This is a genomic window from Citrobacter sp. Cpo015, assembly GCF_030333035.1.
Lineage (GTDB): Bacteria > Pseudomonadota > Gammaproteobacteria > Enterobacterales > Enterobacteriaceae > Citrobacter > Citrobacter portucalensis.
On the sequence record NZ_JAOWGS010000031.1, the window covers coordinates 242,196 to 267,196 of the forward strand.

20 protein-coding genes are annotated in these 25,001 nt (G+C 53.4%); 9 read left to right on the plus strand and 11 right to left on the minus strand.

Going from position 1 to position 25,001, the window contains the following annotated elements:
* Positions 1–447 precede the first annotated feature (447 nt).
* From gltB to OGY67_RS12260, 4 genes are all read left to right on the plus strand, one after another.
* Positions 448–4,908 carry a glutamate synthase large subunit gene (gene gltB / locus OGY67_RS12245; RefSeq protein WP_286574000.1) on the plus strand — a complete coding sequence of 1,487 codons (4,461 nt, stop codon included), beginning with the start codon at positions 448–450 and terminating at the stop codon, positions 4,906–4,908.
* 12 nt (positions 4,909–4,920) lie between these two features.
* Positions 4,921–6,339: a glutamate synthase small subunit gene (locus OGY67_RS12250; RefSeq protein ID WP_008785940.1), complete on the plus strand. Its 1,419-nt coding sequence runs from the start codon at positions 4,921–4,923 to the stop codon at positions 6,337–6,339.
* A 247-nt stretch (positions 6,340–6,586) separates the two neighbouring features.
* Positions 6,587–7,837, plus strand: a complete 1,251-nt coding sequence (codB, locus tag OGY67_RS12255) for a cytosine permease (protein WP_032945130.1) — start codon at positions 6,587–6,589, stop codon at positions 7,835–7,837.
* Positions 7,827–9,107 (plus strand): cytosine deaminase, encoded by a 1,281-nt coding sequence (locus tag OGY67_RS12260; RefSeq protein ID WP_071444706.1) that lies wholly within the window; start codon positions 7,827–7,829, stop codon positions 9,105–9,107. Before codB ends, OGY67_RS12260 begins: the two co-directional genes overlap by 11 nt.
* Positions 9,108–9,165: 58 nt before the next feature.
* Here OGY67_RS12260 and nanQ read toward each other — a convergent pair whose 3' ends face one another.
* The 5 genes from nanQ to nanR all read right to left on the minus strand — a co-directional run bounded on the left by nanQ (position 9,166) and on the right by nanR (position 14,147).
* A complete protein-coding gene (gene nanQ, locus OGY67_RS12265) occupies positions 9,166–9,633 on the minus strand; it encodes an N-acetylneuraminate anomerase (protein ID WP_057067638.1) in 468 nt (155 codons plus the stop codon).
* Between the two features lie 2 nt (positions 9,634–9,635).
* Positions 9,636–10,505, minus strand: a complete 870-nt coding sequence (gene nanK, locus OGY67_RS12270) for an N-acetylmannosamine kinase (protein WP_128612333.1) — start codon at positions 10,503–10,505, stop codon at positions 9,636–9,638.
* 97 nt (positions 10,506–10,602) lie between these two features.
* The gene (nanT, locus tag OGY67_RS12275; protein ID WP_048215451.1) at positions 10,603–12,093 is read right to left on the minus strand and encodes a sialic acid transporter NanT; all 1,491 of its coding nucleotides are present in this window, start codon (positions 12,091–12,093) and stop codon (positions 10,603–10,605) included.
* A 109-nt stretch (positions 12,094–12,202) separates the two neighbouring features.
* On the minus strand, positions 12,203–13,096 hold the full coding sequence (gene nanA / locus OGY67_RS12280; RefSeq protein WP_003828793.1) for an N-acetylneuraminate lyase: 894 nt from the start codon (positions 13,094–13,096) through the stop codon (positions 12,203–12,205).
* Between the two features lie 259 nt (positions 13,097–13,355).
* Positions 13,356–14,147, minus strand: a complete 792-nt coding sequence (gene nanR, locus OGY67_RS12285) for a transcriptional regulator NanR (protein WP_008785946.1) — start codon at positions 14,145–14,147, stop codon at positions 13,356–13,358.
* 359 nt (positions 14,148–14,506) lie between these two features.
* Between nanR and dcuC the strand changes: the two genes are divergently transcribed.
* Positions 14,507–15,874 carry an anaerobic C4-dicarboxylate transporter DcuC gene (gene dcuC, locus OGY67_RS12290; protein ID WP_286574001.1) on the plus strand — a complete coding sequence of 456 codons (1,368 nt, stop codon included), beginning with the start codon at positions 14,507–14,509 and terminating at the stop codon, positions 15,872–15,874.
* 56 nt (positions 15,875–15,930) lie between these two features.
* On the opposite strand, the gene sspB is transcribed toward dcuC, so the two are convergent.
* The 5 genes from sspB to zapE form a co-directional block, all read right to left on the minus strand.
* A complete protein-coding gene (gene sspB / locus OGY67_RS12295; protein WP_286574002.1) occupies positions 15,931–16,434 on the minus strand; it encodes a ClpXP protease specificity-enhancing factor in 504 nt (167 codons plus the stop codon).
* A 5-nt stretch (positions 16,435–16,439) separates the two neighbouring features.
* Positions 16,440–17,078 (minus strand): stringent starvation protein SspA, encoded by a 639-nt coding sequence (gene sspA, locus OGY67_RS12300; protein WP_003025132.1) that lies wholly within the window; start codon positions 17,076–17,078, stop codon positions 16,440–16,442.
* Between the two features lie 306 nt (positions 17,079–17,384).
* Positions 17,385–17,777, minus strand: coding sequence for a 30S ribosomal protein S9 (gene rpsI, locus OGY67_RS12305; protein WP_003025138.1), 393 nt, complete (start codon positions 17,775–17,777; stop codon positions 17,385–17,387).
* Between the two features lie 15 nt (positions 17,778–17,792).
* Positions 17,793–18,221, minus strand: coding sequence for a 50S ribosomal protein L13 (gene rplM, locus OGY67_RS12310; protein ID WP_003025141.1), 429 nt, complete (start codon positions 18,219–18,221; stop codon positions 17,793–17,795).
* Positions 18,222–18,439: 218 nt separating this feature from the next.
* The gene (zapE, locus tag OGY67_RS12315) at positions 18,440–19,567 is read right to left on the minus strand and encodes a cell division protein ZapE (RefSeq protein ID WP_032945144.1); all 1,128 of its coding nucleotides are present in this window, start codon (positions 19,565–19,567) and stop codon (positions 18,440–18,442) included.
* A 192-nt stretch (positions 19,568–19,759) separates the two neighbouring features.
* Here zapE and zapG point away from each other — a divergent pair, with 192 nt between their 5' ends.
* The 3 genes from zapG (at position 19,760) to degS (ending at position 22,851) form a co-directional block, all read left to right on the plus strand.
* Complete coding sequence (gene zapG / locus OGY67_RS12320) at positions 19,760–20,158, plus strand: Z-ring associated protein ZapG (RefSeq protein ID WP_003025147.1); 399 nt, start codon at positions 19,760–19,762, stop codon at positions 20,156–20,158.
* 168 nt (positions 20,159–20,326) lie between these two features.
* Positions 20,327–21,694, plus strand: coding sequence for a serine endoprotease DegQ (gene degQ, locus OGY67_RS12325; protein ID WP_008785951.1), 1,368 nt, complete (start codon positions 20,327–20,329; stop codon positions 21,692–21,694).
* Positions 21,695–21,783: 89 nt separating this feature from the next.
* On the plus strand, positions 21,784–22,851 hold the full coding sequence (gene degS / locus OGY67_RS12330) for an outer membrane-stress sensor serine endopeptidase DegS (protein WP_008785952.1): 1,068 nt from the start codon (positions 21,784–21,786) through the stop codon (positions 22,849–22,851).
* Positions 22,852–22,997: 146 nt separating this feature from the next.
* Here the strand turns inward: degS and mdh are convergent, their stop codons facing one another.
* Positions 22,998–23,933 (minus strand): malate dehydrogenase, encoded by a 936-nt coding sequence (gene mdh, locus OGY67_RS12335; RefSeq protein ID WP_008785953.1) that lies wholly within the window; start codon positions 23,931–23,933, stop codon positions 22,998–23,000.
* Positions 23,934–24,369: 436 nt separating this feature from the next.
* Between mdh and argR the strand changes: the two genes are divergently transcribed.
* Complete coding sequence (gene argR, locus OGY67_RS12340; RefSeq protein WP_003025162.1) at positions 24,370–24,840, plus strand: transcriptional regulator ArgR; 471 nt, start codon at positions 24,370–24,372, stop codon at positions 24,838–24,840.
* The last annotated feature ends 161 nt before the right edge of the window (positions 24,841–25,001 follow it).

The following is a 25,001-nucleotide window of genomic DNA, read 5'->3' on the forward strand; positions in this document are numbered from 1 at the left end:
GCATAAAATGCCAAGCATAGCGATAAACAAAGGGAGGACGGGGGATATACAGCCTTTCTGACAGTGAGACAGATCACACTTCGCTCTCCATTCTCCTTGCGTTAAATCAATGTAAAAAAGCCTTAAATTTCAACATATTCATAAAGTTAATCGCCCTATAGCACATTTTTGCATAAATAAGATTGCCATTTGACCTGTGTGTGGATTCCCGATAACGTGGAAATCCGCTGGAAGCTTTCTGGATGAGCAGTCTGCTCATCATATTTATGCAGTAATTGAGATTCCCTCTGAAGCAAGTCCTCAAACTTGTTTGACCTATGCGAAAAGGATAAAGAGGGCGAATGCGAGGTAAGCGTATGACACGCAAACCCCGTCGCCATGCTCTTGGTGTGCCCGTGCGCAACGGTCCAGATGGGAATCCCGCAGAGCCTGGGGAGGTTCACTGATATGTTGTACGATAAATCCCTTGAGAGGGATAACTGTGGTTTCGGCCTGATCGCCCACATAGAAGGCGAACCTAGCCACAAGGTAGTGCGTACCGCCATACACGCACTGGCCCGCATGCAGCACCGTGGCGCAATTCTAGCCGATGGTAAAACCGGCGATGGTTGCGGTTTGCTGTTACAAAAACCTGACCGCTTTTTCCGCATCGTGGCGCAAGAGCGCGGCTGGCGTTTAGCTAAAAACTACGCCGTCGGCATGATCTTTTTAAATAAAGACGCTGAACTGGCTGCGGCTTCTCGTCGCATTGTCGAAGAAGAATTACAGCAGGAGACCCTGTCGATTGTCGGCTGGCGCGACGTGCCGACCAACGAAGGTGTTCTCGGTGAAATCGCCCTCTCCTCCCTGCCTCGTATCGAGCAAATTTTTGTCAACGCCCCTGCGGGCTGGCGTCCACGTGATATGGAGCGCCGCCTGTTCATCGCGCGCCGTCGTATCGAAAAACGCCTCCAGGACGATAAAGACTTCTACGTCTGTAGCTTGTCGAACCTGGTCAATATCTATAAAGGTCTGTGTATGCCGGCGGATCTGCCGCGCTTTTACCTGGACCTGGCGGATCTGCGTCTGGAATCGGCCATCTGCCTGTTCCACCAGCGCTTCTCCACCAATACCGTACCGCGCTGGCCGCTGGCGCAACCGTTCCGCTACCTGGCGCATAACGGTGAAATCAACACCATCACCGGCAACCGCCAGTGGGCACGCGCACGTACCTATAAATTCCAGACGCCACTGATCCCTGACCTGCACGACGCCGCACCGTTCGTTAACGAAACCGGCTCCGACTCCAGCTCAATGGATAACATGCTGGAACTGCTGCTGGCTGGCGGGATGGACATTATCCGTGCCATGCGTTTACTGGTGCCGCCGGCCTGGCAGAACAACCCGGATATGGACCCGGAGCTGCGCGCGTTCTTTGACTTTAACTCCATGCACATGGAGCCGTGGGATGGCCCGGCGGGCATTGTTATGTCCGACGGCCGCTTTGCCGCCTGTAACCTCGACCGAAACGGCCTGCGTCCGGCGCGCTACGTCATCACCAAAGACAAGCTGATTACCTGCGCCTCTGAAGTTGGGATCTGGGATTATCAGCCGGATGAAGTCGTCGAGAAAGGTCGCGTCGGCCCTGGCGAGCTGATGGTTATCGATACCCGCAGCGGGCGCATTCTGCACTCCGCCGAAACCGATGACGATCTGAAAAGCCGCCATCCGTACAAAGAGTGGATGGAGAAGAACGTCCGCCGTCTGGTGCCGTTCGAAGACCTCGCTGACGATCAGGTCGGTAGCCGCGAACTGGACGATGACACGCTCGCCAGCTATCAGAAACAGTTTAACTACAGCGCCGAAGAGCTGGATTCCGTGATCCGCGTGCTCGGTGAAAACGGTCAGGAAGCGGTCGGCTCAATGGGTGATGATACCCCGTTTGCGGTGCTCTCCAGCCAGCCACGCATCATTTATGACTACTTCCGCCAGCAGTTCGCGCAGGTGACTAACCCGCCGATCGACCCGCTGCGTGAAGCGCACGTTATGTCGCTGGCCACCAGCATCGGTCGTGAGATGAACGTCTTCTGCGAAGCCGAAGGTCAGGCACACCGCCTGAGCTTTAAATCGCCGATCCTGCTGTACTCCGATTTCACCCAGCTCACCACCATGAAAGAGGAGCATTACCGCGCCGACCGCCTGGATATCACCTTCGACGTGACCGAAACCACGCTCGAAGAGACCGTCAAAGCATTGTGCGATAAGGCGGAAAAGATGGTGCGTAACGGTACGGTGCTGCTGGTGCTCTCTGACCGTAACATCGCGAAAAACCGCCTGCCGGTTCCGGCACCGATGGCCGTAGGCGCAGTGCAAACGCGTCTGGTAGAACAAAGCCTGCGTTGCGACGCCAACATCATCGTTGAAACCGCCAGTGCCCGCGACCCGCACCATTTTGCTGTCCTGCTTGGCTTTGGCGCGACGGCCATTTATCCGTATCTCGCGTATGAAACGCTGGGACGACTGATCGACACTCAGGCGATTGCCAAAGATTACCGGACCGTGATGCTGAACTACCGTAACGGCATCAACAAAGGTCTGTACAAAATCATGTCCAAAATGGGCATCTCGACCATTGCCTCTTACCGCTGCTCGAAGCTGTTTGAAGCCGTTGGTCTGCACGATGATGTCGTGGCGCTGTGCTTCCAGGGCGTGGTCAGCCGCATCAGCGGCGCAGGGTTTAGCGACTTCCAGCAGGATCTGCTGAACCTCTCCAAACATGCATGGCTGGCACGTAAACCTATCAGCCAGGGCGGTTTGCTCAAATACGTCCACGGCGGCGAATACCATGCCTACAACCCGGACGTGGTGCGCACGCTGCAACAGGCGGTACAAAGCGGCGAGTACAGCGACTATCAGGAATATGCCAAGCTGGTCAATGAGCGTCCGGCGGCCACGCTGCGCGATCTGCTGGCGATTACGCCTGGCGATGAAGCCGTAAGCATTAGCGAAGTAGAACCCGCAACCGAACTGTTTAAACGCTTTGATACCGCAGCTATGTCCATCGGCGCATTAAGCCCCGAAGCACACGAAGCGCTGGCCGAAGCCATGAACAGCATCGGCGGCAACTCGAACTCCGGTGAAGGCGGTGAAGACCCGGCGCGCTATGGCACCAATAAAGTGTCGCGCATTAAGCAGGTTGCTTCCGGTCGCTTTGGCGTAACCCCGGCGTATCTGGTCAACGCCGATGTCATCCAGATTAAAGTCGCTCAGGGCGCGAAACCTGGCGAAGGCGGTCAGTTACCGGGTGATAAAGTCACCCCGTACATCGCCAAACTGCGCTATTCGGTACCGGGCGTGACGCTGATCTCCCCGCCGCCGCACCACGATATTTACTCTATCGAAGACTTAGCACAGCTGATTTTCGACCTCAAACAGGTCAACCCGAAAGCGATGATCTCCGTGAAGCTGGTTTCCGAACCAGGCGTTGGCACCATCGCCACAGGCGTGGCGAAAGCCTATGCGGATCTGATCACCATTGCCGGCTACGATGGCGGTACCGGCGCAAGCCCGCTCTCCTCGGTGAAATATGCGGGCTGCCCGTGGGAACTCGGTCTGGTGGAAACCCAGCAGGCGCTGGTCGCTAACGGTCTGCGTCACAAGATTCGTCTGCAGGTTGATGGCGGTCTGAAAACCGGTGTCGATATCATTAAAGCGGCGATTCTGGGTGCGGAAAGCTTCGGCTTCGGTACCGGTCCAATGGTGGCGCTGGGCTGTAAATACCTGCGTATTTGCCACCTGAACAACTGCGCAACCGGCGTGGCGACTCAGGATGACAAACTGCGTAAGAATCACTATCACGGCCTGCCGTTCAAAGTGACTAACTACTTTGAATTTATCGCCCGCGAAGTCCGTGAGCTGATGGCGCAACTGGGTGTGAAGCGTCTGGTGGATCTGATTGGTCGTACCGACCTGCTCAAAGAGCTGGAAGGGTTTACCGCCAAGCAACAGAAACTGGAACTGTCTCGTCTGCTGGAAACCGCCGAACCGCATCCGGGTAAAGCGCTGCATTGCACCGAGAACAACCCGCCGTTTGATAACGGCGTGCTGAACGCTCAGTTGTTACAGCAAGCGAAACCGTTTGTCGACGAGCGCCAGAGCAAAACCTTCTGGTTCGATATCCGCAACACCGACCGTTCTGTTGGCGCGTCGCTGTCGGGCTATATCGCGCAAACGCATGGCGATCAGGGGCTGGCGTCTGACCCAATCAAAGCGCACTTCAGCGGTACCGCAGGCCAGAGCTTCGGCGTGTGGAACGCGGGTGGCGTGGAGTTGTATCTGACCGGTGATGCCAACGACTATGTCGGTAAAGGTATGGCGGGCGGTCTGCTGGCAGTGCGTCCTCCGGTTGGCTCTGCTTTCCGTAGCCATGAAGCGAGCATCATTGGTAACACCTGTCTGTATGGCGCCACCGGTGGCCGCCTGTTTGCCGCGGGTCGTGCGGGTGAGCGCTTTGCAGTACGTAACTCCGGGGCAATCACCGTGGTTGAAGGTATTGGCGACAACGGCTGCGAATATATGACCGGCGGCATCGTCTGTATTCTCGGAAAAACGGGCGTCAACTTCGGAGCGGGTATGACGGGTGGATTCGCCTACGTGCTCGACGAAGACGGTGAGTTCCGCAAACGCGTGAACCCGGAACTGGTAGAAGTGCTGAACGTGGACTCGCTGGCTATCCACGAGGAACACCTGCGCGGTTTGATTACCGAGCACGTACAGCATACCGGCTCTTCACACGGCGAAGAGATCCTGGCTAACTGGCCAGCATTCTCGGCGAAATTCGCGCTGGTAAAACCAAAATCCAGTGATGTGAAAGCACTGTTGGGTCACCGTAGTCGTAGCGCAGCAGAGCTGCGTGTGCAGGCGCAGTAAGGGGTAGCAGCAATGAGTCAGAACGTATACCAATTTATCGACCTGCAGCGCGTTGATCCGCCTAAGAAGCCGCTGAAGATCCGTAAGATCGAGTTTATCGAGATCTACGAGCCGTTTTCCGAAGGCCAGGCCAAAGCACAGGCAGACCGCTGCCTGTCCTGCGGTAACCCGTACTGCGAGTGGAAGTGCCCGGTGCATAACTACATCCCGAACTGGCTGAAACTGGCGAACGAGGGGCGTATTTTTGAAGCGGCAGAACTGTCGCACCAGACCAACACTCTGCCGGAAGTCTGTGGCCGCGTGTGCCCGCAGGATCGCCTGTGTGAAGGATCCTGTACGCTGAACGATGAGTTCGGCGCGGTAACTATCGGTAACATCGAGCGCTATATCAACGATAAAGCATTCGAAATGGGCTGGCGCCCGGATATGACCGGCGTGCGTCAAACCGACAAGCGCGTGGCGATCATCGGTGCCGGTCCGGCAGGCCTGGCCTGTGCTGATGTGCTGACCCGTAACGGCGTGAAGGCGGTGGTATTTGACCGCCACCCGGAAATCGGCGGTCTGCTGACCTTCGGTATTCCAGCCTTCAAACTGGAAAAAGAGGTGATGACCCGCCGTCGTGAAATCTTCACCGGTATGGGCATTGAGTTCAAATTGAACGTGGAAGTGGGCCGCGATGTACAGCTTGACGATCTGCTGAAAGATTATGACGCCGTGTTCCTTGGCGTAGGTACCTATCAGTCGATGCGCGGTGGGCTGGAAAACGAAGACGCTTCCGGTGTATTTGATGCCCTGCCGTTCCTGATCGCCAATACCAAACAGTTGATGGGCTTTGGCGAAAGCAGCGACGAGCCGTACATCAGCATGGAAGGCAAACGCGTCGTCGTTCTCGGCGGCGGCGATACCGCGATGGACTGCGTGCGGACCTCGGTTCGCCAGAACGCAGCACATGTCATCTGCGCTTATCGTCGTGACGAAGAGAACATGCCGGGTTCCAAACGCGAAGTGAAAAATGCGCGTGAAGAAGGCGTCGAATTCCAGTTCAACGTCCAGCCTTTAGGCGTGGAAGTGAACGCCAACGGTAAGGTATGCGGTGTGAAAATGGCGCGTACCGAAATGGGTGAACCGGATGCGAAGGGCCGTCGCCGTGCGGAGATCGTCGCCGGTTCCGAACACGTTGTTCCGGCAGATGCGGTGGTACTGGCGTTTGGCTTCCGTCCGCACAGTATGGAGTGGCTGGCAAAACACAGCGTCGAACTGGATTCTCAGGGCCGCATTATTGCTCCAGAGCGCAGCGACAACGCCTTCCAGACCAGCAACCCGAAAATCTTCGCCGGTGGCGACATCGTGCGCGGTTCGGATCTGGTGGTCACCGCGATTGCCGAAGGTCGTAAAGCGGCAGACGGTATCCTGAACTACCTGGAAGTGTAATACAGCCTCTTAAGGCATCTCATCTGCCCTGGTGGGTGAGATGCCAAATTCCTGCCGCAATACCGCCAAACCTGCCGATTAAGCCAGTCTGACAACACGTTTAGTAAACAGGGCAAATAACCTTAACACCCCAAACAGATCGACATCATGAATAATAACCATGTAAAAATCAGACGAAAACGTTTGCTTTACGTTGAGAACTGTATATTATGCGGCGGATTTTTTGGGCAAAATTCATGGAGGCGTTGTGTCGCAAGACAACAATTATAGCCAGGGCCCCGTCCCTCTGGCGGCGCGAAAAGGCGTAGTTCCACTAACATTTGTCATGTTGGGACTCACATTCTTTTCCGCCAGTATGTGGACCGGTGGCACACTCGGTACCGGTCTTTCTTATAATGATTTCTTCCTGGCAGTTCTCTTCGGTAATCTTCTCCTCGGTATTTACACTGCATTTCTCGGTTTTATCGGCGCAAAAACAGGGCTCTCAACCCACCTTCTGGCGCGTTACTCATTTGGTGTGAAAGGTTCATGGCTTCCCTCTCTGCTTTTAGGCGGCACACAGGTAGGCTGGTTTGGCGTTGGTGTGGCCATGTTTGCTATCCCGGTTGGCAAAGCGACGGGAATTGACGTCAATATCCTGATTGCGGTTTCCGGTCTGTTGATGACCCTGACCATCTTTTTTGGCATCTCAGCGCTGACCGTTTTATCTATCATCGCCGTGCCTGCCATCGTCGTACTTGGCAGCTACTCCGTCTGGCTGGCAGTGAGCGATGTCGGCGGTTTGGAGCATTTAAAAGCGATAGTGCCGCAAACGCCGCTGGATTTCTCCACCGCACTGGCGCTGGTAGTCGGCTCGTTTGTCAGCGCAGGGACGTTAACCGCTGACTTCGTCCGTTTTGGCCGCAACGCCAAAGGCGCGGTGCTGATCGCCATGGTGGCGTTTTTCCTTGGCAACTCCTTGATGTTCATCTTCGGCGCTGCGGGCGCGGCTGCGGTTGGACAGGCGGATATCTCTGACGTGATGATTGCCCAGGGACTGCTGCTGCCCGCGATCATCGTTCTCGGCCTGAATATCTGGACCACCAACGATAATGCGCTGTACGCATCGGGCCTGGGATTTGCCAATATTACCGGCCTTTCCAGCCGTACGCTGTCGGTGGCTAACGGTATTATTGGCACACTGTGCGCGCTGTGGCTTTACAATAACTTTGTCGGCTGGCTGACATTTCTGTCGGCAGCGATTCCCCCGATTGGCGGGGTGATCATCGCCGACTATCTGCTGAACCATCGCCGCTATGCCGACTTCAGCAAAGCGCAATTTATTTCCGTAAACTGGATAGCGATCCTGTCCGTTGCACTGGGCATTGCCGCAGGCCACTATATTCCCGGCATCGTGCCCGTCAATGCCGTACTCGGCGGCGTATTCAGCTATATCCTGCTGAATCCACTTTTCAATCGCAGCCTTGCTAAATCCCCGGAGGTCAGCCATGCAGAATAATAACATCACCATTCATCAGGCGCGTTTACAGGGACGTGAAGGGTTATGGCAAATCACGATTGAAAACGGGCGCTTTAGCCGTATTGAGCCTCAAGACGCAGCGACGTTACCACAGGGTGAAGTGCTTGATGCTGAAGGCGGTCTGGCTATCCCACCGTTCGTTGAGCCACATATCCATCTGGACACTACACAAACCGCGGGCGAGCCGAGCTGGAATCAGTCTGGTACGCTGTTTGAGGGCATTGAGCGCTGGGCTGAACGTAAGGCAATGCTCACTCACGAAGACGTCAAAGCGCGCGCCATGCAGACCCTGAAGTGGCAGATGGCCAACGGCATCCAGTATGTCCGTACTCACGTTGACGTTTCCGACCCTACGTTGACGGCGCTAAAAGCCATGCTGGAGGTGAAGCAAGAAGTCGCTCCGTGGGTAGAGCTACAGATTGTCGCGTTCCCGCAAGAAGGCATTCTTTCTTATCCCAACGGTGAAGCGCTCCTGGAGGAAGCCGTGCGTCTGGGCGCCGACGTCATTGGCGCGATCCCGCACTTTGAATTCACGCGTGAATATGGCGTAGAGTCGCTGCATAAGATTTTCGCTCTGGCGCAAAAATACGACAAACTTATCGACGTGCACTGTGACGAAATCGATGATGAGCAATCCCGCTTTGTTGAAACCGTTGCGGCGCTGGCGCATCGCTACAATATGGGCGAGCGCGTGACCGCCAGCCATACCACGGCGATGCATTCCTACAACGGCGCGTATGCTTCCCGTCTTTTCCGCCTGTTGAAAATGTCCGGCATTAACTTTGTCGCAAATCCACTGGTGAATATTCACCTGCAAGGGCGCTTTGACACTTATCCTAAGCGTCGTGGTGTTACGCGCGTCAAAGAGATGCTGGAAGCGGATATCAACGTCTGCTTCGGTCATGATGACGTCTTCGATCCGTGGTATCCGCTGGGCACTGCGAATATGCTGCAGGTGCTGCATATGGGATTACACGTGTGCCAGCTGATGGGATACGGACAAATTAACGATGGGTTGAACCTGGTCACCACCCACAGCGCGAAAACCCTGCATCTGCAGGACTATGGTCTGAACGTGGGGAATTCTGCGAATCTGGTGATTTTGCCTGCAGAAAATGGGTTTGACGCGGTTCGTCGCCAGACGCCTGCCCGTTATTCCATTCGTCATGGTCGAGTCATTGCCGAGACGGTCCCAAGCCAAACCACACTGCATCTGACGCAGCCGGAAACGGTGACGTTTAAGCGCTAGGTCGTTACATTCCATGTCGGATGGCGTTAGCCTTGCCATCCGACACAGTCTCTCATTCTCAAGCTTGCAATAAGCTGGCGCGGACTTTGATCACCACCTTTTTGATGTCCATCGGGGTCTGCACCACACAACCCGGTTTATGCGGCTCGCCCGGCATAAAAATCACAAATTTTCCCGGCTTCAGTACCATAGCCTGTTCATCGGCAATCTGGCTGCACAGCTGATAATCATCCTCGATGTGCATCTCTTCGCAGTGACGAGCAGAATCGGTCATCCCGAACAGAATCCGTTCTTCGCCGGACAACAGCATCTGAATATCAATGTACTGCTGATGCAGCTCCGCTTTCTTATGCTCTGGGCTCTGCGTTGTAAATTGCATGACATTCATAAAAATATTCTCGCCCTGCAACGTGTAGCGCCCAGGCGTTTTCTCCTGCGGATTCGCCGCAATGGCAAGCGTTAACGCCTGCTGCAAGACCGGATGTAATCCGGCAGAAGGCAGTGAATTCAACGCATCTGATATCATCATCATTCTCCCTGGACCAACAGCGCGGCCCCCAGTAATCCAGCGTCATGACGGCAATGCGCCGCCAGCAATTCAACGTGATAGGCCAAAGGCTCTTGTGCCAGATAATGTTCCACCAGCGCCAGATACCCTTCAGCCAGCCCAACGCTGCCGCCAATCACCACAATCTGGCAATCGGTCATGGCCTTCACATCGGCAACAAGCCTTGCCAAAGTACGCGCCGATCGATGGATCAACCGGCTGGCCTGCTCATCCCCCTGCCCGGCACAGCTAAAAATAGTTTTGGCGTCGCATCCGGCAAGCGCGCCTTCGGCTGCCGCCGCTATTCCACGACCGGATGCGATCGCCTCAACGCAGCCCACACGCCCGCAGCCGCACATGGGTCCATGCGGATCGGCCAGCGTATGTCCCAGATGCCCAGCCAGACCGCCGACTCCGGTCAGCAGTTTCCCACCGCTGACGATTCCCCCGCCCACGCCTGTGGAGACGGTAATAAACACCAGATCGCGGTACTCACCACCAAGCGCATGGTACTCAGCCCACGCCGCTGCCTGTGCGTCATTGACGGCCAGCGTCGGCAGGCCGGTGATTTGTTCCAGCGTTTGTGTCAGCGGAAAATGCATCAATCCGCCGAGGTTATGCGGATTCAGCGCCAGTAAAGCCCCCTCACGGATAATCCCCGTCGAGGCGATCGCCACCCGATTAGCACGCCCCTGTAGCGGGGCAACCAGTGTTTGTAACGCGGCGCGCAGCGCTTGCGGCGTTTTGCTGGCAGGCGTCGGCAGTTCACGCCGCTCGCGGACTTGCAGATTGTTGTCTATCAGCGCGGCAGCCAATTTGGTGCCGCCAATATCAATCGCCAGTGTGGTCATGGCGCCGCCTCATGCATCGTGGTGGCGCTCTGTAGCTCGAAGAACGACATATTTCTTCCCTTACAGCTATTGCCCGGTTCAGCACCGGGCAACTGGATTAACTTTTGGATTTCACCATGGTGCTTTTGTCACCGCCGAACGGCACGGCACCGCTAAACGGTCGACCATCAATGGCATCATGCGTACGCAACGCTTCAGGACGCAGCCAGCGCTGTACACGGGACGGCATATCAAGGCCAATCAGCAGGATCACTACAAATGTCAGGCCGAAAGAGAGCGATCCCAGCGCGGTACCCAGATCCAGACGTTGGGCAATCAGTGCGCCGATGATCGGTGCCAAAGCCCCGCCCAGTGCGCCTACGTTATAGGTGAAGCCCAGTCCCGCCGCACGCTGATCGGTATCGAAATAACCGCCAATCAGTTTTGGTAAGATCCCGGAGATCCCCTGGCCGAGCATTTGTTGGAAAAACAGCAGCAAACCCAGTACCCAGACGTTTGAACCGCCTATCGCAAACACCGGAATAATCAGCAACTGCGAGGCCAGCAGACTGCAGACATAAGCTTTGCGCGTGCCCAGCCAGTCACCAAGAAAACCGCCGACGCAACACCCAACCGCCGCACCAAAACCGCTAAAGAAGAGCACTCTGGCCACCGTGGAAGGATCGTACAGCAGTTCCGTTTTCAGATAGGTTGGCAACAGCGCCTGAATCGGCCACGAGTACAGGAAGGCGAATAGCACGACCACCATCAGCATCACGCCCGTCGGCCAGCGTTTCCCGCTGCTTTGCACCATAAAGCTAATGAAGATAAAGGCGCATATCAGTCCCAGGACCGCCACGATAGCCGCATTTTGCAGGTTGCCAGCAAAGCAGAACCACAGCGCAGTTGCAGCGGCGAGCGTCATCAGAATATTAATTACCCGATGCTCGCCCCGGTAGAGAATGTCCACCATCGTGCGCACTGGCGCTTTGCCTTCGTGTTTCTCTTTCCAGTCTTCCGCTTCCGGAATATTTTTACGCAGCCAGAGGGCGAAGATAATTGGCAGGATGCCGATGAAGAACAGCGCGCGCCATCCCCAGACCGGGACCACCAGACTGTAAACCTGGGCGGCGATCACGGCACCAACGGAAAATCCGGAAATCAGGAAACCACTGGCTTTGTTTCGCAGGTGTTTAGGCCAACTTTCAATAACATAGGTTGCGCTGGAGCCATACTCACCGGCCATTCCCATACCGATAACCAGGCGGGCGATAAACATGGTGGTGTAGCCCGGCGCGAAACCGCAGGCCAGCGTTCCCACAGAGAACAGAATGATGCTGGTGACCATTGCCAGGCGGCGTCCGTAGCGGTCGCCCATTGCCCCCAGCATTAACCCGCCAAACCAACGGGAGATAAAGGCGGCCGAGATCAGGCTGGCAGCCTGCACCGTCGTCAGTCCGAATTCGCCCTGCACTTCTGTCAGCACCAGAGCGATTAACACAAAATCGAAACCATCAAGCAAATATCCCAGCCAGGCGGCGGAAAATGCCCGCCATTGTGCCCGATTGAGATGGCGATACCACGGGATGCTTTGGGTAGAAGTACTCATTTTACTCTCCCGACGATTTTTGTTGTTGTGCCGGGTGGTGGCTTTGCCTTACCCGGCCTACGGTCGAAAATCCAGGCCGGGCAAGCGAAACGCCCCCGGCGACCCGTGATTACGCCTTTTCCGCCAGCAGTTGGTTTGCCAGCGCTTTCAGTTCCGGCAGATAGTGTTCATCTACCGGGGCAAAGGGTTTACGGCACAGTGGGACAGAAACCACATCCATATAGTGCAATACTGTTTTCAGGCCGCGGAACACGCCAACCTTAATAAGCAGATCGATAACCTTATTGCACTCGGTTTGCAGCTTTTGCGCCGTGCGGATGTCACCTTCTTTGAGCGCTTTCACAATTCCCTGATAGCGCCACCCCATGATGTTGTAAGTGCTACCGATACCGCCATCTGCGCCCGCAAGCAGTCCGGAAGCAAAGATCTCGTCATAGCCGTTATAAAGCACCAGATCGGGATGAGCGCGGCGGATCTGTTCCATCTGATAGAGATCGCCCGAAGTTTGCTTCAGTGCGCCAACGCCTGGCAGCGTTACCAGCGTGTTGATCTGATCCAGCGTCAGTTTTACGCCGCTCAGCGCCGGAATGTTATAGACCACCATCGGTAAACCATCAGCGGAATCAATAATTGCGCGGTAGTGATCGCAATGTTCTTCAAAGCTGAACGGATAGTAAAACGGTGTAACGGCCGAAACGGCATCAAAGCCGTAACGATGTGCCGCACTCGCCAGCTGTTGGCTCTCTTCAGTACTCACCGTGCCAACATGGGCGATCAGCGTCACCTTACCTTTCGCCTCTTCGGCAACAATTTCCAGTACCTGCTCTCTTTCAACGCGGTTTTGGACAAAGGCCTCACCCGTTGAGCCACCGACATAGAGCCCATCGACACCCTGACCAATGTTGAAACGCACCAGGCGGCGCAAACTCTCGATGTCCAGTCTCTGTTGGTTATCGAATGGGGTTAACAACGCTGGCATTACGCCTTTTAAATCTCTTGCCATAACGACCTCTGACGATGATTAGTGTTATCTAACTGCATACCTTTATACCTGTTATACCAGATCAAATAAGCAGCAATACAATACAGAACGCTTATAGTGCGATCTACTTCACTAAACACTTCATCCTTCGAGCCGCCTCTGCGTTAGCTGCGTTCGCTCACCCCTGTCACATAGTTATCTATGCTCCAGGGAACTCGCTCTCTTGCCGCCTTGATGCAACTTGAATGATTTTGTGTTTAAACGATCGTCGGGATCGCGATCACTTACGCAACTTTTTACTTTTGCTGAAGGCATGCCAGGTCGCGGAAACGCTATTGAGGTGTTCTTGCAGTGCGCGGTCAGCTTCTTCAGGATCGCGCTGGCGAATTGCGTCGACAATCGCGATATGCTGCTGATAACTCACGTTGTTGTGCTCATACAACTCTTGATCGGCGACGGTCGGACGGGCGGCAATCAGCCAGTCTAACAGCGCAACATGGATAGCCATAAAGATAGGATTGCCCGGGATCTCAGCCAGTACACGGTGAAAATCAACGTCCGAGCGGATGAACAACGTATTGTCATCGAGCGACTGGCTGTTGATCTCCAGTGCTTTAGCCAGTCTGTCGATTTGCTCATCTGTCGCATGTTCGGCAGCGTATCGTACCAGGCTGGATTCAAAGAACAGTCTCAACTGCTCGAAGTGGGCAATGCCGCCGGGATGTGCGAGGAAATCTTTCGCCATGCCAGACAGCTCGCTGATGATGGTATCAGCTGAAGGACGCGAAACGCGGGCGCGCTCGCCGTTGTTGATTTGTACCAGACCTTTGCGTTTTAACGCGGCCAGCGCTTCTCGTACAGAAGGACGGCCCACGTTAAAGAAGGCCATCAGCTCCCGCTCAGACGGCAACTGTTCGCCCTCGCCAAATTCCCGACGACGAATCATCTGCTCCAGTTCTTCTTCAACCATTTCAGACAGTTTTTTACGCGCCAACGGGCGATTGCGTAAGCTACGGCCAATGGTGGATGGAGAGTCTTCAGCTTGCGAATCAAATGCGTTCATAGGGTCCATTCAGCTAAGTCGTGGTGACAAACAACAGCGGGTTTATCCTAACACAGGATCGAAAGCAGGGTGAAATGATGGACGATCTGATCCGGCTGGCTTATTGATAATATACGTAACAGCAATATTATTTTAAGCGAGTATCTTCTGCCTCATTTTAATTGAATGGAGTTAAATAGCTTCATGAAAATTATGAATATGAACGTGATAATTTATCATAACCTTCTATTTTATAACGATAAATAATTACATCATCGAATTAAAAATAAGATATTCACTCCATAAAAAATGCCCAGAAAAATATAACATCCGTTTTGACAACAGCATTATTACCGGATTTATCTTCTTCTCTGGCATGGAGTGAAACAATGTTCGGCATCATTATCTCTGTCATCGTTTTATTAACGATGGGTTACCTGATCCTCAAAAACTACAAACCGCAGGTCGTGTTGGCCGCCGCCGGGATCTTCCTGATGATCTGCGGAGTCTGGCTGGGCTACGGCGCGTTGGTCGCTGACGACAAAAGCAGTGGCTATATACTGGTCGATATTTACAACGAAATTTTGCGTATGCTCTCCAACCGCGCGGCCGGACTGGGGTTATCAATCATGGCAGTGGGCGGTTATGCCCGTTATATGGACAGAATGGGGGCCAGCAGAGCGATGGTTAGCCTGTTAAGTCGCCCGCTCAAGCTAATCCGTTCCCCCTATGTAGTTCTTGCCGCCACCTATGTGATTGGTCAGATCATGGCGCAGTTCATTACCAGCGCATCCGGGTTAGGTATGTTGCTGATGGTGACGCTGTTCCCAACGCTGGTTAGTCTTGGCGTGAGCCGTTTATCCGCTGTTGCGGTCATTGCCACTTCGATGTCGATTGAATGGGGCATTCTGGAAACCAACTCTATTTTTGCCGCGCAGGTCGCGGGCATGAAAATCGCCACCTATTTCTTTCAATACCAGTTGCCCGTCGCGTCGTGTGTCATTGTCGCCGTCGCCATTGCGCATTTTTTCGTTCAGCGTCAATTTGATAAAAAAGCCGCACCGGAAAGTAACGGATTTGCGGAACAAAAGACGCTGGAAAACGTACCCCCGCTCTATTACGCCATTTTGCCGGTGATGCCGCTGATCCTGATGCTGGGCTCGCTTGCCCTTGCACAAATGGGGCTAATGAAAGCAGAGTTGAATCTGGTGGTGGTGATGTTGATGAGCATGACGCTGACTATGTTTGTTGAATTCCTGCATAAACATAATCTGCGCGAAACGATGGATGATGTGCAGGCTTTTTTTGACGGCATGGGGACGCAGTTTGCCAACGTTGTCACCCTGATAGTCGCCGGTGAAATCTTTGCGAAAGGGTTGACGACTATCGGGACTGTCGATGCCGTAATAAAAGGCGCAGAGCATTCCGGTCTTGGCGGTATCGGCGTGATGATCATCATGGCGGTGGTCATCGCCGCCTGCGCAATCGTCATGGGGTCAGGCAACGCGCCGTTTATGTCTTTTGCCAGCCTCATTCCGGATATTGCCGCCGGGCTGCATATTCCTGCCGTAGTAATGATTATGCCGATGCATTTTGCCACTACGCTTGCCCGCGCGGTGTCACCTATTACCGCAGTGATCGTCGTGACTTCAGGTATTGCCGGCGTGTCGCCCTTTGAGGTGGTAAAGCGCACCGCTATTCCGATGGCAGTGGGGTTTGTGGTGAATATGATAGTCACCATCGCGCTGTTCTATTGATTGTAGAGCCAGAAAACAGAACAGGCCCGAAAGGGCCTGTTTTCTTATTTCACTATTTATTTCACTACGCGCAGCGCTGGACGCCCACCGCGAGGCGGTGGCGGAGTATCATCCGGATCGTTGTCGTCGCCATTATCAGGTTTATCGCCATCAATGACCGACATGACCGTTTCACTCTCAAAACCAGACGTGTCATTGTCGTCATCATTTAAGCTGGCAACATCTTCGTCGTAGGCGGCTTCCGGTTCGAACATCGTACCGGCGCCATTTTCACGTGCATAAATTGCCAGAACGGCAGCCAACGGCACAGACACCTGACGCGGCACACCACCGAAGCGCGCGTTAAAGCGCACTTCATCGTTAGTCAGTTCCAGGTTGCCCACCGCACGCGGTGCAATATTCAGAACAATTTGCCCGTCACGCGCATATTCCATTGGAACCTGCACGTCCTGGAGCGTCACATCCACCACCAGATGCGGCGTGAGCTGGTTGTCCAGCAACCACTCATAGAACGCGCGCAGCAGATACGGACGGCGTGGTGTTAGCTGTGGCAAATCCATACAGGTTAACCCCGGCCCAGACGCATTTCACGTTCAGGCTCAGTCAGAGAAGCCAGGAAAGAGTCACGTTCGAAGACGCGAGTCATGTACCCTTTCAGTTCTTTCGAACCTGCACCGTTGAATTCAATCCCCAGCTGCGGTAAACGCCACAGCAGCGGCGCCAGGTAGCAGTCTACCAGGCTGAACTCATCGCTCAGGAAGTAAGGTTTCTGGCCAAATACTGGCGCGATTGCCAGCAGTTCTTCGCGCAGACGCTTACGCGCGACTTCGGCTTCAGATGCAGAACCGTTCACGATGACGTTCATCAGCGTGTACCAGTCTTTTTCAATACGCTGCATGTACAGGCGGCTTTCACCACGCGCAACCGGGTAAACCGGCATCAGCGGCGGATGCGGGAAGCGCTCATCCAGGTATTCCATAATGATGCGAGATTCCCACAGGGTCAGCTCACGATCCACCAGTGTCGGTACGCTCTGATTCGGGTTGAGGTCGATCAGATCCTGAGGTGGATTGTCCTTCTCCACATGCTCAATCTCGAAACTAACACCTTTCTCAGCCAGCACAATGCGGACCTGATGGCTATAGATGTCAGTAGGACCAGAAAACAGCGTCATTACCGAACGTTTGTTGGCAGCGACAGCCATGAAAACCTCCAGGTATATTCAGAATTTTTACTGCTACCAGCCACTCAGTGGCCAGCCAGAAGTGATGTCACCCAGACTCGGGAAAGTCATTACTGTTCAAAATACAAACAAAAAATGAACGATACCGGACATTTGGGCAGAAAATTGGATGATAGTTTACCAGATTTTGTGACCTTTGTGGTGAGTCGATTCTTGAAATGGGGAAAAAGAGGTGGCAATCAGCGGATTACCGTGGATCTGAGGCGATAAAAAAACCCGCCGAAGCGGGTTTTTTCGCAAATTGTCGTCTGCCGAAGCAGAGTACAATTAACGTTTGGAGAACTGAGGACGACGACGTGCTTTACGCAGACCGACTTTCTTACGTTCAACCTGACGAGCATCACGGGTAACGAAGCCAGCTTTACGCAGTTCGCCACGCAGGGATTCGTCGTACTCCATCAGAGCGCGGGTGATACCGTGACGGATCGCACCAGCCTGACCAGAGATACCACCACCTTTAACAGTGATGTACAGATCCAGTTTCTCAACCATGTCGACCAGTTCCAGCGGCTGACGAACTACCATGCGGGCAGTTTCACGACCGAAGTACTGTTCCAGAGAACGTTGGTTGATTACGATTTTACCACTGCCCGGTTTGATGAAAACGCGAGCTGCGGAACTTTTGCGGCGACCAGTGCCGTAGTATTGATTTTCAGCCATTGCCTATAATCCCGATTAGATGTCAAGAACTTGCGGTTGCTGTGCCGCGTGGTTGTGCTCGTTGCCAGCGTAAACTTTCAGTTTACGGAACATAGCACGACCCAGCGGGCCTTTTGGCAGCATGCCTTTAACCGCGATTTCAAGCACACGCTCAGGACGGCGAGCAATCATCTCTTCAAAGGTCGCTTGTTTGATACCACCAATGTGGCCGGTGTGGTGATAGTACACTTTGTCAGTACGCTTGTTGCCGGTTACAGCAACTTTGTCAGCGTTCAGAACGATGATGTAATCACCGGTATCTACGTGCGGAGTGTATTCCGCTTTGTGCTTACCGCGCAGGCGCAGAGCCAGTTCGGAAGCCAGACGGCCCAGAGTTTTACCGGTCGCGTCAACAACATACCAGTCGCGTTTTACGGTTTCTGGTTTAGCTGTAAAAGTTTTCATTAAAAGCTTACCCAAATAAATAAGTTACACGTTGGTGAACACCCAAACGTTTTGTCAGTTGAGGTTCACACGACATTGTCCAGCAAACCTACCCCTTCGAATAGCCTATGCCGGCGCATAGAAAGTTTTGGGAAAAAAACTCTCTCGTAACGTGGGGTCGCAAGATTATAGAGAAGTCAGGGTCAAAGATCGACCCCTTTATGTGATTTGCGGCAGGTTTAACCGGCTAAATGTTCCCGCTTCAGATACTCTTCGCTTTGCATCTCCTGCAAACGCGACAAACAACGCTGAAATTCAAACTTCAGACGCTCGCCCTGATAAATTTCATAGAGGGGTGATGCCGCACTGACCACCAGCTTGACGTGGCGTTCGTAGAACTCATCCACCAATGCGATAAAGCGTCGCGCTTCACTCTCCATCAGCGGGGTCATGACCGGCACATCAGACAACAGCACCGTGTGAAACAGACGCGACAGCGCAATGTAGTCATGCTGACTCCGGGCATCGACGCAGAGCGTGGTAAACGACACCGCCAGCGTTTGGTTTTCGACGGCCAGCGTCTGCATCGGACGATGATTGATCTCCAGCGTTGGCGCATGTTCACCTTTGGTTCCCGCTAATGCCAGCCAAAGCTTATCCATCTGCTGGCGGGTTTCCTCATTCAATGGCGACAACCACAAATGCGCCTGCGTTAAGGTGCGCAGACGATAATCGACGCCGGCATCGACATTCATGATGTCGCAATGCTGTTTGATGGCATCAATGGCAGGAAGAAAACGCGTGCGTTGCAAACCGTTGCGATATAGCTCATCTGGCGGAATATTGGAGGTCGCCACCAGCGTAATACCGCGGGCAAACAGCGCTTTCATCAGGCCGCCGAGCAGCATGGCGTCGGTGATATCAGAAACAAAAAATTCGTCGAAGCACAGCACGTCGGTTTCGGCCTTAAAGCGGTCGGCGATGATTTCCAGCGGATCGCTCTGCCCCTGTAAGGCAGTAAGCTCTTCATGCACGCGCAGCATAAAACGGTGAAAGTGCAAACGCTGTTTACGTTCGCCCGGCAGGCTATGGTAGAACAGATCCATCAGCCAGGTTTTTCCGCGCCCAACTCCGCCCCACATATATAAACCACGCACCGGCGCGTTGATCGGTGACTCACGCTTGCCCAGCAACTTACCAAAACGCGCCATCAGTCCACTCTCCTGCGGCGCAGGACGTGCTGGCGTCGTAAGCGCCTGGAAAATGGTTTCCAGTCGATTCACGGCTTCGAGTTGTACGTTGTCGGGTTGATGACTGCCGTCGTTGAGGGCTTGCTGGTAACGCGATGTAGGGGAAAAGCTTTGCATGATGTTATTGTTATTCCTTGAGAATCGATGTGCCGTCGCTCACGGTTGACGAAAAAAAGGCCGTTCTACATTACGTGATATAAACACGGGATTCCACTTCTACGGGATTAGCGGTTATAGTGGCATAATCAGGCGCAGGCATGGAGCCTAAAGCCAACACCCTACGGAAACACAAGACAACGGGAGATGTTCATGACCTGGGAATATGCGCTAATTGGGTTAGTCGTCGGTATCATTATTGGTGCTGTAGCCATGCGTTTTGGTAATCGTAAATTACGCCAACAGCAGGCATTGCAGTACGAACTGGAAAAAAATAAAGCTGAGCTGGAAGAGTACCGCGAAGAGCTGGTGAGCCACTTTGCCCGCAGCGCTGAATTGCTGGATAACATGGCGGACGATTATCGTCAGATTTACCAGCACATGGCGAAAAGCTCCAGCAACCTGCTGCCGGGTATGTCGCCGGAAAACAACCCGTTCCGTAACCGTCTGGCAGAGTCTGAAGCAGGCAACGATCAGGCGCCGGTTCAAATGCCACGCGACTATTCTGAAGGGGCATCCGGCCTGCTGCGTAGCGGCGCAAAGCGCGACTAACCGCACATCGTTAAGAAATTTATTGGGCGCAGCAATTGCGCCCTCCGCTTCTCTTCCTGTCCCAGCTATTATTTAGTCGTTAGCCGCATTGTGACCAAACCGAAAATTCAATAACATCAACCTGTTTTGAATCATCTTCCGTTTACTCAAGGTACGAGAGCAGGATCCATGAAAAAACAAACCCAGCTGTTGAGTGCATTAGCGTTAAGTGTCGGGTTAACTCTCTCGGCGCCATTCCCGGCCGCAGCGTCTATTCCCGGCCAGGTTCCAGGTCAGGCTGCGCTTCCCAGCCTCGCTCCGATGCTGGAGAAAGTGTTACCTGCCGTGGTGAGCGTAAGGGTTGAAGGTACAGCCACTCAGGGGCAGAAAGTCCCGGAAGAGTTCAAAAAGTTTTTTGGTGATGAACTTCCCGATCAACCGTCACAACCCTTTGAAGGGCTGGGTTCAGGGGTCATCATTGACGCAGCCAAAGGCTACGTTCTGACCAATAACCACGTTATTAATCAGGCGCAAAAAATCAGCGTTCAGCTTAATGATGGCCGTGAGTTCGACGCTAAGCTTATCGGCAGCGACGATCAGAGCGATATCGCACTGCTACAAATTCAGCACCCCAGCAACCTGACGCAAATTGCCATTGCTGACTCCGACAAACTCCGCGTGGGTGATTTCGCGGTGGCTGTGGGTAACCCGTTCGGTTTGGGTCAAACAGCCACCTCCGGCATTGTATCTGCCTTGGGTCGCAGTGGGTTGAACCTGGAAGGTCTGGAAAACTTTATTCAGACTGATGCCTCCATCAACCGCGGTAACTCCGGCGGCGCATTGCTCAACCTGAACGGTGAGCTGATCGGTATTAACACCGCGATTCTGGCCCCCGGCGGCGGCAGCATCGGGATTGGTTTTGCAATCCCGAGCAACATGGCGCGCACGCTGGCACAGCAGCTGATGCAGTTTGGTGAAATCAAACGCGGTCTGTTGGGTATCAAAGGCACCGAAATGACCTCGGATATCGCCAAAGCGTTCAAACTGGACGTACAGCGTGGCGCGTTTGTCAGTGAGGTTCTGCCTAACTCCGGCTCCGCAAAAGCAGGGGTGAAATCAGGTGACGTCATTACCAGCCTCAACGGTAAACCGCTCAACAGCTTCGCCGAACTGCGTTCACGCATTGCGACAACTGAACCTGGGACCAAGGTCAAACTGGGCCTGCTGCGTAACGGTAAACCGCTCGAGGTTGAAGTCACCCTCGATACCAGCACATCATCGTCCGCCAGCGCAGAGATGATTGCGCCTGCGTTGCAAGGGGCCACGCTCAGCGATGGTCAGTTAAAAGACGGCACCAAAGGCATCAGAATTGATAACGTAGAAAAAAGCAGCCCTGCAGCACAGGCCGGTCTGCATAAAGATGACGTTATCATTGGCGTTAACCGCGATCGCGTAAACTCAATCGCCGAAATGCGAAAAGTGCTGGAAGCGAAACCGTCGATCATTGCTCTGCAGGTGGTGCGCGGTAACGAGAGTATTTACCTGCTCCTGCGTTAACGCATGCAACCGGACATCAGCCCCTCGTGTGATGTCCGGTAAACTCGTGATATGCTGCTGCCGTTCCCTTTATTAATGACGCCGCCATCATGTTTGTGAAGCTTTTACGTTCGGTCGCGATTGGTTTAATCGTCGGCGCCATCCTGCTGGCCGCGATGCCCTCTCTGCGAAAAATTAATACGCTTACCGCACCGCAGTTCGACAGTGCAGATGAAACGCCCGCTAGCTATAACCCGGCGGTTCGCCGCGCAGCGCCTGCCGTCGTGAACGTTTATAACCGCAGTATGAACAGTACCGCGCACAACCAGCTTGAGATCCGCACGCTCGGCTCAGGCGTTATCATGGATCAGCGCGGCTATATCATTACCAATAAGCACGTCATTAACGATGCCGACCAAATCATCGTCGCATTGCAGGACGGCCGCGTATTTGAAGCGCTGCTTGTGGGGTCTGATACGTTAACCGACCTTGCGGTGCTGAAAATCAACGCCACTGGCGGGCTGCCAACAATCCCAATTAATAACAAACGCGTGCCACACATTGGTGACGTGGTACTCGCCATCGGTAACCCGTACAACCTTGGGCAAACCATCACTCAGGGGATCATCAGCGCCACCGGTCGAATTGGCCTGAACCCGACAGGACGGCAAAACTTCCTGCAAACAGATGCTTCCATCAACCACGGAAACTCCGGCGGTGCGCTGGTCAACTCACTGGGTGAATTGATGGGGATTAACACGCTGTCATTTGATAAGAGCAACGATGGCGAAACCCCGGAAGGGATCGGCTTTGCCATTCCGTTTCAGTTGGCGACCAAAATCATGGATAAGCTGATTCGTGACGGGCGCGTGATTCGTGGCTACATCGGTATCAGCGGTCGCGAAATTGCACCACTGCACGCTCAGGGCGGCGGGATGGATCAAATTCAGGGGATTGTGGTTAACGAAGTTTCCCCGGATGGTCCGGCAGCACAGGCAGGCATTCAGGTTAACGATCTGATTATCTCGGTCAATAACAAACCGGCGGTGTCTGCGCTGGAAACGATGGACCAGGTGGCAGAGATTCGACCAGGTTCAGTTATCTCCGTTGTCGTGATGCGTGATGACAAACAGTTGACGCTGCAGGTAACGATCCAGGAATACCCAGCCACCAATTAACGTCACGTCTGGCGGCCTACTGACCATAAAAAAACCGGAGCATGTTGGCTCCGGTTTTTATTAGGCGGTATCGTAGAGAGTTAGTACGTAATGCCTGATGGCGCTACGCTTATCAGGCCTACAAATACACGCAGGCCTCTCTCGCGTTACTTAACGAACTCTTCGCCCAGTGTGATATCTTTTTTCAGCGTATCCAGCATGCCTTCCAGCGAGCTTTGTTCAAACGCGCTCAGCTTGCCGATAGACTGACGCTCTTCTACGCCGTTTTTACCCAGCAGCAGCGGCTGAGAGAAGAAACGAGCATACTGGCCGTCGCCTTCAACGTAAGCACATTCAACCACACCTTTTTCGCCGCTCAATGCGCGAACCAGGGACAGGCCGAAACGTGCAGCAGCCTGACCCATAGACAGGGTTGCAGAACCGCCACCGGCTTTGGCTTCCACAACTTCAGTACCCGCATTCTGGATACGTTTAGTCAGGTCAGCTGCTTCTTGTTCGGTGAAGCTTACGCCAGGAATTTGTGACAGCAGTGGCAGGATGGTCACGCCAGAATGGCCGCCAATAACCGGAACTTCAACGTCGCCTGGTTGTTTGCCTTTCAGTTCCGCAACAAAGGTGTTGGAGCGGATGATGTCCAGCGTGGTCACGCCAAACAGTTTGTTCTTATCGTATACGCCTGCTTTTTTCAGCACTTCTGCAGCGATAGCAACGGTAGTATTCACCGGGTTGGTGATGATACCGATACACGCTTTCGGGCAGGTTTTAGCAACTTGCTGCACCAGGTTCTTCACGATACCGGCGTTGACGTTGAACAGGTCGGAACGATCCATACCCGGTTTACGTGCGACACCCGCAGAGATCAGTACCACATCAGCACCTTCCAGTGCAGGGGTAGCATCTTCGCCGCTGAAGCCTTTGATTTTCACAGCAGTAGGGATATGGCTCAAATCAACGGCCACACCAGGTGTTACTGGAGCGATGTCGTACAGGGAGAGTTCTGAACCTGAAGGCAGTTGGGTTTTTAACAGTAATGCTAGCGCCTGACCGATACCACCAGCAGCGCCGAGGACTGCAACTTTCATCCTAAACTCCTTATTATATTGATAAGCAAAATGTCTATTGCTCCGCGGCGGCGACCTTAATTCACAAATCCAATGAATACAACAACCACGCGTCAAGAATGCGTAGTCACGCAAATTTGGCTTTTATGCATTTAACTTACGTAAAATAAAACCTAAGTTACGTAATTCAAAACCACCCACACAGTAGAGCAACTTTCCAACAGGTGCTGACAATATACCCTACCCGCCTCTCAAAACAACATCAATTTGATAACATTTAATTTACTTTTAACCTTATTTGCGAGCCGTGACACAGGCATGTTTCTTGATAACGAAATTTGATAAAATTCCGCTCTTTCATAACATTATTTCAGCCTTGAACAAGGCAGACTGTTTGCATAAAAATTCATCTGTATGCACAATAATGTTGTTTCTACCGCCATATTACGGGTGACTTATGCGAAGCTCGGCAAAACAAGAAGAATTAGTAAAGGCGTTTAAAGCGCTGCTTAAAGAAGAAAAGTTCAGCTCTCAAGGCGAAATCGTCCTCGCGTTGCAGGATCAGGGCTTTGATAATATCAATCAGTCCAAGGTTTCACGCATGCTGACCAAATTTGGCGCCGTGCGTACCCGCAATGCGAAAATGGAAATGGTGTACTGTCTTCCGGCGGAGCTGGGCGTACCCACGACCTCAAGCCCGCTGAAAAATCTGGTGTTGGATATCGACTATAACGATGCGGTCGTAGTTATTCATACCAGCCCCGGCGCTGCTCAGTTGATTGCACGTCTGCTGGACTCATTGGGGAAAGCGGAAGGTATCCTGGGTACGATTGCAGGTGACGATACCATCTTCACCACCCCAGCTAAGGGTTTTACGGTAAAAGATCTGTACGAAGCCATTCTGGAACTGTTCGAACAAGAACTGTAATACCGCCTCCCCGTCGCCTCGCGGCGGGGGAAAACACTCTCTTTTCATCCCCCTCCTTCTCTTTTCCACTGCTATTGATTTAACAAATGGTGCGTTTAACCATCAAAACACATTCACATGGTGAATATGCAGCCTTAAAAACGCACATTTTGCAAAATAAA